The sequence below is a fragment of the Microvirga sp. P4_G7 genome, from assembly GCF_056401005.1.
On record NZ_JBFUKD010000548.1, the window covers coordinates 1 to 2544 of the forward strand.

Below are 2544 nucleotides of genomic sequence, written 5' to 3' on the forward strand. Positions count from 1 at the left end.
ATGCTGACCGGCACGCTCGTCACCATCTTGGGCTTCTGGCCCGTCGGATTCGCCGACAGCAACACCGGCCAATACTGTTTCTCGCTCTTCGCCGTGATCGCAATCGCTCTTGTCAGTTCATGGTTCGTCGCCGTCGTCTTTTCACCCGTGATCGGACTAACGGTGCTCCCGGCTCATATTGCCGAGAAGGAAGAGAAGGGCACAGAATTGAGTCGCGGAAGAAAGCTCTTTCACCGCGCGCTCGTCGCCTGCATGCGTCACCGCTGGATCACCATCGCCGCAACGGTCGCAATGTTCGCACTGGCCCTGTTCGGACAGAAATACGTGCAGAGACAGTTCTTCCCGTCGTCAGATCGACCGGAATTGCTGCTCACCATGAACCTTCCCAAGAATGCGTCCATTTTCGCGACCCAGGCGGAAGTCGACAAGGTTCAGAAACTGATCGACGGCGATCCGGACCTGCAGCGCTACTCGGCTTATATCGGCGGGGGTGCGATCCGATTTTATCTGCCGCTCGATGTCCAGCTGGACAACGACTTCATCGCGCAATTCGTTCTCGTCGCGAAAGGTCTCGACGAGCGGGACCGGCTCGAAGCCAAAGTCCAGAAGATCTTCGCCGACGGCTTCCCGGATGTCACCGCCCGTGTGCAACGCCTGGAGCTCGGACCGCCGGTGGGCTGGCCGATCCAATACCGCGTGAGCGGAAACACTCCGGATGAAGCGCGCAAGTTCGCCGGTGAACTTGCCGAGGTATTGCGTCAATCGAACCTCGCGACACTCGTCAATTTCGATTGGAACGAAAAGAACAAGACTGTTCGCCTCGTGGTCAACCAGGACAAGGTGCGCCAGGTCGGCTTGAGTTCGCAGGCCCTGTCGCAGGCCTTGAACACGGTGCTGAGCGGCCAAGTCGTCACGCAGGTCCGCGACTCGATCTATCTCATCGACGTCCTTGCGCGCGCCGACGAGCATTCGTCACTCGCCGCGTTGCGCAATCTCCAAATCAATCTCCCCAGCGGCGCCGCCGTGCCGCTCGGCGAGGTCGCCAGTTTCGAGTACACCCTCGACGACGGCTATCTGTGGCGTCGCGACCGCTTGCCGACGATCACCGTTCAGGCGGATATGATCGCGGGCTTGCAGGCACCCACCGTCTATCATCGCGTCGCCCCACAAATCGAGGCGTTGCGGCAAAGCCTCCCTCCGGGCGCGAGGATCGTCGAAGGCGGTACGGTGGAGAAGAGTGCGCAGAGCAACGCCGCCCTGGTCGCACAGGTGCCGATCATGGTGGCGCTGATGTTGATCGTCCTGATGATTCAGCTCCAGAGCTTCTCGCGGCTGGCCCTCGTCATCAGCGTCGCACCCCTTGGTCTCATCGGCGTCGTCGTGGCGATGCTCACGACCAACACGCCGATGGGGTTCGTCGCAACGCTCGGCATTATCGCCCTCATAGGCATGATCATCCGGAACTCGGTGATCTTGGTCGATCAGATCGRGCACAACCACGGCGCGGGGATGGACACATGGAACGCGGTCATCGAAGCCGCGCAACATCGTCTCAGACCGATCCTGCTCACCGCCTCCGCCGCCATTCTCGGCATGCTGCCGATCATGCGCGACGTGTTCTGGGGTCCGATGGCTTTTGCCATCGTTGGCGGTCTCGCCGGCGCGACGGTGCTGACGCTGATCTTTCTGCCGGCCCTGTACGTCGCTTGGTTCCGCGTCCAGGAGCCGGGCGATTCGGCAGAGCGCAAGGAACCCACCGCGAGCAAAGCGCAAGACGGCGCTGTTCCAGTGCCGACGCGTTGAGACCCGCGGCTCGGCAACCGTGCTCGATGGGAGAATATGCGGTACGCGAAAGAGCGTTCGACCGATTTGAAACTTTATTCAGCGAGTTCCACCCTGAGCCCGAACGACGGCGCGCAGCGGCCCATATTCGGTCTGGGTTCGGACATCCAATTGAAGCCGTCCATCGCTGGCGACGCGGCCGGCGTCGAAACCGCGTGAAGCACCGCTGCCGGCAGCMACCTCCGAGCGGATGCGACCTGAGATCCTGAGACAGGTTCGGGTGTTGGGCACGGAAATGAAGCCGGGAAGGCAGGAATGAGCGTGGCTGCTCGCGCCGGGGCTACCCAAGCTCGACCTGTCCTCGCGCGGACCCGCAACAGCGGATCCTCCCAAGAGGAGCCCGATTGCCAAGACCGTGATCGAAAATGCTCTCATTCCGTCTCCGGCATGTTCCGTGGTGGGCAACGTACGGCAAATCGACCGCCTCGGACAATCGATTTGCCACCTCCCGAGCAGATGATTGTTGCCGCTTATCGAACGCGGGTCTAGTTTTGCCGAGTCGTTGAATGCAAACGCGAGGAGCGCTTCGATGAAAATCCTGGCTGGAATTTTGGCGGTCGCACTCGGTTTCATGCTTCATTCCCCGCTGGCCCATGCTCAAAGCTCATCAGGAAGTTTCGGCTCGATGTCGCCGGGCTCCTACGGCAATGGCGGTGGCGGCGGCAGCGATTTTCAGAAGGTCCGTGAGGACATGGTCAAGAA

2 protein-coding genes are annotated in these 2544 nt (G+C 61.1%); one reads left to right on the forward strand and one right to left on the reverse strand.

The features are described from left to right. A partial coding sequence (locus AC1DT3_RS17730; protein ID WP_477466553.1) for an efflux RND transporter permease subunit occupies positions 1-1803 on the forward strand: 1803 nt, incomplete at its 5' end. Positions 1804-1881: 78 nt separating this feature from the next. On the opposite strand, the gene AC1DT3_RS17735 is transcribed toward AC1DT3_RS17730, so the two are convergent. Beyond that, the gene (locus AC1DT3_RS17735) at positions 1882-2415 is read right to left on the reverse strand and encodes a porin (RefSeq protein ID WP_477466554.1); all 534 of its coding nucleotides are present in this window, start codon (positions 2413-2415) and stop codon (positions 1882-1884) included. Positions 2416-2544: the final 129 nt, after the last annotated feature.